The organism is Mesorhizobium sp. M8A.F.Ca.ET.021.01.1.1 (assembly GCF_003998025.1).
GTDB lineage: Bacteria > Pseudomonadota > Alphaproteobacteria > Rhizobiales > Rhizobiaceae > Mesorhizobium.
Window position 1 is genome coordinate 1 of record NZ_RZSJ01000452.1, and the last position, 5248, is coordinate 5248.

Consider the following 5248-nt stretch of genomic DNA (forward strand, 5'->3'; position numbering starts at 1 on the left):
GCTCCTGCAATTTGTCATGGAGCTGCCTGGCACGGCGCCGCACCTTGAGCCCGCCCGGCATGATGCCGTCCTGGGACAGGCCGCGGTCGATGCAACCCTTCATGGCGTCCCAGATCGCGTCCAGGCCGGTGTCGAGCTCCTCGCGCGACATCTGCGTTTCCTCGTTGGTTCGCTTCATGTCGGCGATGGAAAGACCGCTCTTGGCCGCCATCTTCAGCATCTCGACGGCGTTCTTGAAGGGATACGGCACTTTCTTGCCCTCGGTCGTCACCGAGCCCTTGGCCTTCATCCGCTGCAGCTCTTCCTCCGAAACCACGAAGCCGCCGCCGATGGAATAGTAGATCCGCTTGAGCAGCAGCCGGCCGCCGGCGTCATAGGCATAAAACGCCATGCCGTTGGCGTGGCCGGTGAGCGGTGTCTTGCGGTCGAGCACCAGATCGGCGGCCGGATCGAAATGGTAGGATGGATGGCCGGGCGGGGAAATCTGCCTGTCGGCCGCGATGCCGGCGACAATGGCATCGGCCTGATCGGGGTCGACCGTTTGCGGCGTCTGGCCGGCAAGGCCCAGAATGACGGCGCGGTCGCTGCCATGGCCGATACCGGTATAGGCGAGCGAGCCATGCAGACTGGCGCCGATGCGGGCGACCTTGGCACCGGCGGGCCGTGGCCAGTCCTCGCCCGCGACCTCGTCGAGGAAGCGGCGCGCGGCCGTCATCGGCCCCATCGTGTGCGAACTCGAGGGGCCGATGCCGATCTTGAACAGGTCGAAAACCGAAAGGAACACGTTGTCTCCTGGGTCGCGCGTCGAGGACTACATATAGGAATTCCCGTGATGTTTCCGCTCTTTTGACGATCGCGGCGCAGCACCTGCCGACCTTGTTTGCTCCGGCAGCGACATTGATTGTCTGTCGCTATAGGCGGCGATCGAAGCCGTCGCGCGGGATATGGTAAACTCAACCATGGGCGATTCCTCCTATCTGTCGACAGCCGATCTCGCGGCGCTTGGCTTTTTCCTGCTGGCGTGGCTGCTGCACACGCTCGCTTCCGATGGCAGGCTGGTTAGCCGCATGTCGCTGACGACCGCCATGAACGCGCAACGCGAAGCCTGGATGCGCACCATGGCCGAGCGCGAGATCCGCATCGTCGACACCGCCATCATGAGTGGCCTGCAGCAGGGAACCGCCTTTTTCGCCTCCAGTTCGCTCATCGCGCTGGGCGGCTGTTTCGCACTGCTTGGAGCGTCCGACCGTGTCATCGAGGTGCTGAGCGACCTCCCGCTCGGCGGCGTGCCGGATCGAGCGGCTTTTCAGATCAAGGTGCTGGGGCTGGTGCTGATCCTGGCCTTTTCCTTCTTCAAGTTCGGCTGGGCCTACCGGCTGTTCAACTATTGCTCGATCCTGATCGGCGCCGTGCCGATCCCGCATGGCGAAGCCTCGCGCAATCCGGTCTCGGAAACGGCCGTGTGGCGCGCGACGCAGATGAACATGCTCGCCGGCAAGCATTTCAACTCGGGCCTGCGCGGCGTGTTCTTCTCGATCGGCTATCTCGGCTGGTTCGTCGATCCGATTGTGTTCGTGGCGTCGACGCTGCTGCTGCTGGCGGTGCTGGTGCGGCGCCAGTTCTTTTCGGCGGCCCGGCGCGCCGTCATCGGTCAGCCGCCCGGCGCCGGAAACGGCCGATCGATGCGCCCGGACAGCCAATAGGCCAAAAGTCCGATCCATTCGCGGACCGCCACGGTCGTGTTCTGCACCGAATCGAGCGCATTGTCGCGAAACAGGCCGACCCCCTCCTTGCCCGAGGTGCGATAGTCGACCGGCCATGGAACGGTTGGAAAGCCGGCCTTGTCGAACAGCGCCTTGGCGCGCGGCATGTGGAAGGCGGAGGTCACCAACAGCCAGGTCTCGCCCGGCTTCGGTTCGACAAGCCTTCGGCTGAAGACCGCATTTTCATAAGTGTTGCGGGACTTGTCCTCGAGGACGAGGCGATCGGCCGAAACACCCAGCGGACCGAGCAGGCGTGGCGCGGTGTCGGCGTCGCCCTCGCCGTCCAGGAACAGCGAGCCGTTTCCGCCTGAGACGACGACTTTGGCTTGCGGGAAGCGTCGGGCGAGGATCGCGGTCTCGACCATGCGATCGCCGCTGCCGCTCAATTCATAGCCGCCGCGCGCGAGATTGATGGCGCCTTCGAAGCCACCGCCAAGCACGACGATGCCGTCGACTTTGTCCGGCAAGGGCGGCCTGGGAAAGCGTTCCTCCAGCGGGTTGAGCATCATGGCGCCGAGCGACGTCCAGGCCGACAGCGCCAGGATCAGAAACGCCAGCACGCTGCCGGTGACGGCAAGTCGCCGCCTGCCGGCCATCCCGGCGATCAGCCCCGCCAAGAGCAGGAAGATCGTCAGGTTGAGCGGCTGGATGAAGAACCAGAATATCTTGGAAACATAGTAGAACATCGCCTACTCATTACAGCGCCGCAAGGACGCTGCAATGCCTCAGTTTTGCGCATGGTCCTTCCCGAAAATCGATCGCGATTCCCGGGGTCATGCGTCAGACGGGCGAAACCCTTACCACCACTTCTCCGGCTGAAATGTGCCCGCCGCCTGCTCGATGACGGCGGCGGTCTGGAACAGCGTCTCTTCCTCGAACGGCCGGCCGATGAGTTGCAGGCCGAGCGGCAGCCCCTTGGGGTCGAGCCCGGCGGGCACGGCGATGCCCGGCAGGCCTGCCATGTTCACGGTGACGGTGAAAATGTCGTTGAGGTACATCTTGACCGGATCGGCGGCCATGTCCTCGTCGGCGATGCCGAAGGCGGCCGACGGTGTCGCCGGGGTCAGGACGACGTCGATGCCGGCGGCAAAGACGTTCTCGAAGTCGCGCTTGATCAGATTGCGCACCTTCTGTGCCTGCAGGTAGTAGGCGTCGTAGTACCCGGCCGACAGCACATAGGTGCCGATCATGATGCGCCGCTTGACCTCGCGGCCGAAACCGGCGGCGCGGGTCTTCTCGTACATCTCGACGATGTCCTTGCCCGGCACGCGCAAGCCGTAGCGGACGCCGTCATAGCGGGCGAGGTTGGACGATGCCTCGGCGGGAGCCACGATGTAATAGGCCGGCAGCGCGTATTTGGTGTGCGGCAGGGAGATGTCGACGATCTCGGCGCCGGCATCCCTGAGCCAGGCAATGCCCTTCTGCCACAGGGCCTCGATCTCCTCAGGCATGCCCTCGACGCGGTATTCCTTGGGAATGCCGACCTTCATTCCCTTGATCGGCTTGCCGATCGCAGCCTCGTAGTCCGGCACCGGCCTGTCGACTGACGTCGTGTCCTTCGGATCGACCGAGGCCATGGATTTCAAAAGAATGGCAGCGTCGCGCACGTCGCGAGCGATCGGGCCGGCCTGGTCGAGCGACGAGGCGAAGGCGACGATGCCCCAGCGCGAGCAGCGGCCGTAGGTCGGCTTGATGCCAACAGTGCCGGTGAAGGCGGCTGGCTGGCGGATCGAGCCACCGGTGTCGGTCGCCGTCGCACCGGCACACAGGAAGGCCGAGACGGCAGTCGCCGAACCACCGGAAGACCCACCCGGCACCAGCTGTGCATTGTCGAGGCTACGCTGGGTCTTCGTGCCGCCGGCCGACACGAAGCCGCCATCCCCTTGATGTGTCGTGGGCATCACCACCGTATCGAGGCGCGAACGCCGCCACGGATTGATGACCGGGCCATAGTAGGAGGTCTCGTTGGACGAGCCCATGGCGAATTCGTCCATGTTGAGCTTGCCCAGCATGACCGCGCCGTCGGCCCACAGATTGGAGGTGACGGTTGATTCATAGCGCGGCTTGAAGCCGTCGAGCACATGGCTGCAGGCCTGGGTATGGACGCCTTCAGTACCGAACAGGTCCTTGATCCCAAGCGGGATGCCTTCCAGAGCACCGCCCTCGCCCTTGAGCAGCCTGGCGTCCGACGCCTTGGCCATCTCGCGCGCCTTGTCGCCGGTCACCGCGACATAGGCATTGAGCGTGCCATTGGCGCGATCGATCGCCGAGAGATAGCTTTCCGTCAGCTCAGTCGCGCTGATTTCCTTGGCGCGCAGCTTGGCGCGGGCCTGCGAAATCGTTAGTTGGGTCAGGTCGCTCATCATAGGCTCTTTTCGTAAAACACCGACCACTCGGAATCGGGATAATCGAGCACCGGCCCGCAGCGCGAGAACCCGGCACGTTCATAGACGGTCCAGGCGGCCGGATGGCGGTCACCGGTCTCCAGCACCAGCCGCTTCAATCCTTCATCGCGCGCCAGCGCCTCAAGCCGCTCGACGATCCCGGCGCCGAGCTTGCGGCCGCGATGCGATGGCCTGATATACATGCGCTTGACCTCGCCGATCGCGTCGCCGTGCCGCTTCAGCGCGCCGCAACCAATGGCGATCCCATTGTCGCGAGCGATGAAAACCGTCGTGTCCTGCCCCGCCATCTGCTCGACAGTCAGATGGTAGCAATGCTCCGGCGGCGTCAATTCGAGCAAGGTTTCGTTGAGCTCTCTCACCAGGCCGCGCACGTCGTCCTGCAGCGGCGTCTCCATGGCGATCTCGATTGCCATCGGCGCCTTACTCCACGACCTTCGGCACGAGGAAGAAATTCTCGTCGGTCGCCGGCGCGTTGGCGACGATGTCGGCCGCCTTGTTGCCGTCGGTGACGGCATCCGCGCGCTTCTTCATCTCCATCGGCGTCACCGAGGTCATCGGTTCGACACCGGAAACATCGACCTCGTTCAACTGTTCGACGAAGCCCAGAATGGCGTTCAACTCGCCGGTCATGCGCTCGGCATCTTCCTCACTCACCGCGATGCGGGCGAGATGCGCGACGCGCTTCACTGTCTTGACATCAACGGACATGTATTTGCCTCGGGAAAAACCAGATCGCGCTATAGCGGCGCGGCGCGCGGCGCGCAACATGCGCCGGCCGACAATCGGGCAAACAGCTTCATGGCAGGGCAACGCCTTCGCAGAGATAATAGCTGCCGCTGTTACCGCTCGCCTCGCTCTCATCGTCGATGGGTCGGACCGAGACGAGATCGAGCTGCGTCGGGCTGATCCGCGTCACCGACAGGACATCCGGAAAGACGTAGCCCGGTTCCTGGCAGATGGCCGTCACCGCCCAGCTGGGCGAGCCCGTCGCCTTGCTGACTTGAACGAACTCGCAGCTATACTCGACGCCCTGCAGGCCATGCACCGAAAGCACGATTGTTGCCGGCATCGACAAGCGTC

General features: G+C 64.1%; 6 protein-coding genes and 1 pseudogene. 1 reads left to right on the forward strand and 6 read right to left on the reverse strand.

The genetic code is table 11. The features are described 5' to 3' along the window. The coding region (locus EOA36_RS26790; protein WP_189553370.1) for a serine dehydratase beta chain at positions 1-784 on the reverse strand (784 nt) is incomplete at its 3' end. Between the two features lie 175 nt (positions 785-959). On the opposite strand from EOA36_RS26790, the gene EOA36_RS26795 reads away from it, so the two are divergent. Further along, a complete protein-coding gene (locus EOA36_RS26795; RefSeq protein ID WP_127280121.1) occupies positions 960-1703 on the forward strand; it encodes a DUF599 domain-containing protein in 744 nt (247 codons plus the stop codon). Here the strand turns inward: EOA36_RS26795 and EOA36_RS26800 are convergent. The 5 genes and pseudogenes from EOA36_RS26800 to EOA36_RS26820 all read right to left on the reverse strand — a co-directional run. Beyond that, positions 1652-2449, reverse strand: coding sequence for a YdcF family protein (locus EOA36_RS26800; protein WP_127280122.1), 798 nt, complete (start codon positions 2447-2449; stop codon positions 1652-1654). The two genes, EOA36_RS26795 and EOA36_RS26800, sit on opposite strands and share 52 nt — an antisense overlap. Before the next feature lie 111 nt (positions 2450-2560). Further along, positions 2561-4126 carry an amidase family protein gene (locus tag EOA36_RS26805; protein WP_127280123.1) on the reverse strand — a complete coding sequence of 522 codons (1566 nt, stop codon included), beginning with the start codon at positions 4124-4126 and terminating at the stop codon, positions 2561-2563. Continuing rightward, positions 4126-4581 (reverse strand): GNAT family N-acetyltransferase, encoded by a 456-nt coding sequence (locus tag EOA36_RS26810; protein ID WP_127280124.1) that lies wholly within the window; start codon positions 4579-4581, stop codon positions 4126-4128. Before EOA36_RS26810 ends, EOA36_RS26805 begins: the two co-directional genes overlap by 1 nt. A 7-nt stretch (positions 4582-4588) precedes the next feature. Continuing rightward, on the reverse strand, positions 4589-4876 hold the full coding sequence (gene gatC, locus EOA36_RS26815) for an Asp-tRNA(Asn)/Glu-tRNA(Gln) amidotransferase subunit GatC (RefSeq protein ID WP_127280125.1): 288 nt from the start codon (positions 4874-4876) through the stop codon (positions 4589-4591). Between the two features lie 88 nt (positions 4877-4964). After that, positions 4965-5248, reverse strand: a pseudogene (locus EOA36_RS26820) (hypothetical protein); the annotation flags it as partial.